Source organism: Pseudarthrobacter sp. CCNWLW217, assembly GCF_037203985.1.
Classification (GTDB): Bacteria; Actinomycetota; Actinomycetes; order Actinomycetales; family Micrococcaceae; genus Arthrobacter.
Map to the genome: position 1 here is coordinate 1 of NZ_JBBCBT010000049.1, position 1,034 is coordinate 1,034.

The following is a 1,034-nucleotide window of genomic DNA, read 5'->3' on the forward strand; positions in this document are numbered from 1 at the left end:
GGGATCTGGGCGTGGTTGGTGCCCACGCGGTAGCGGTGTGCGTCGGCGTAGGAGAAGATGCGGGCCTGGAGCATTTTGTCCGGGGACGCGGCGATGCCGGGCACGAAGTTCGAGGGCGCGAAGGTGGCCTGTTCGATCTGCGCGAAGTAGTTCTCCGGGTTCTTGTTCAGTTCCATGGTGCCGACCTTGATCAGCGGGTAGTCCGCGTGCGGCCAGACCTTGGTGAGGTCGAAGGGGTTGAAGCGGTAGGTCTTGGCGTCCTCGTAGGGCATGACCTGGACGTGCAGGTCCCAGGACGGGAAGTTGCCGGCGTCGATGTTTTCGGCGAGGTCGCGGATGTAGAAGTCCGCGTCGGAGCCGGCCAGCTCTTCGGCCTGCTCGCCGGTGATGGTCTTGACGCCCTGGTTGGACTTGAAGTGGTACTTGACCCAGAACCGTTCGCCCGCGGCGTTGATCCACTGGTAGGTGTGGGAGCCGTAGCCCTGCATTTCACGCCAGGAGGCCGGCAGGCCGCGGTCGCCCATGAGCCAGGTGACCTGGTGCGCGGATTCGGGGGACAGGGTCCAGAAGTCCCACTGCATGTCGGCGTCGCGCAGGTGGGTGCCCGGGAGGCGCTTCTGGGAGTGGATGAAGTCCGGGAACTTGATGCCGTCGCGGATGAAGAAGACCGGGGTGTTGTTGCCCACGAGGTCGTAGTTGCCCTCGGAGGTGTAGAACTTCACGGCGAAGCCGCGGGGATCGCGCCAGGTGTCCGGGGAGCCGTTCTCGCCCGCGACGGAGGAGAACCGGATCAGCATCTCGGTCTCGGCGCCGGGCTGCAGGAACGCGGCCTTGGTGTAGGCAGAGATGTCCTCGGTGGCCCTGAACGTACCGAACGCGCCGCCGCCCTTGGCGTGTACTACGCGCTCGGGCACCCGCTCGCGGTTGAACTGGGCGAGCTTTTCGACCAGGTAGTGGTCAGTCAGGATGATGGCACCGTCGGCACCAACTGACTTCGAATGCGCGTCGGACGTAACCGGCGCACCTGACTGGGT

1 protein-coding gene is annotated in these 1,034 nt (G+C 65.2%); it reads right to left on the bottom strand.

Annotation, left to right across the window (positions count from 1 at the left end):
- The coding region (locus tag V9L18_RS21975) for a catalase (RefSeq protein WP_337349265.1) at window positions 1-1,034 on the bottom strand (1,034 nt) is incomplete at both ends.